General features: G+C 63.1%; 1 protein-coding gene. It reads left to right on the forward strand.

The genetic code is table 11. The annotated features are described in order from the left end of the window. Positions 1-254 (forward strand): hypothetical protein (locus tag B4C31_RS08465; RefSeq protein ID WP_291532108.1); only part of this gene is annotated, 254 nt, incomplete at its 5' end. Between the last annotated feature and the right edge of the window lie 82 nt (positions 255-336).

The following is a 336-nucleotide window of genomic DNA, read 5'->3' on the forward strand; positions in this document are numbered from 1 at the left end:
TCACGGCGGGCGTCTTCACGTTCACCTTGCAGGTCAAGACCACCGCGAAATTCACATCAGGCGCGACGAACGACCTCGGCTACTTCCATGCCGGGTACCGCCCATACGGCGCGTCCTTCAACGCCCAGACCGGCAACCCGCAGCAGGGCGACGGCGCATGGGTAACCACGGGCGGCACTGTCAGATACAAGGCGCCGCACGACATAGCGTCGGGGTCGACCCTGTACGTCAGCGCGACCTACGTGGTCGCATAAGGGAGGGGATATGAAGTACGACGATGTTTACAAGACGGCGCTCGACGAGATCGAGGGCGGTGGCTACGACCTGGCCGACATG

Origin of the sequence: Bifidobacterium sp. UBA4282, assembly GCF_002394995.1 — a bacterium.
Classification (GTDB): domain Bacteria; phylum Actinomycetota; class Actinomycetes; order Actinomycetales; family Bifidobacteriaceae; genus Bifidobacterium; species Bifidobacterium pullorum_B.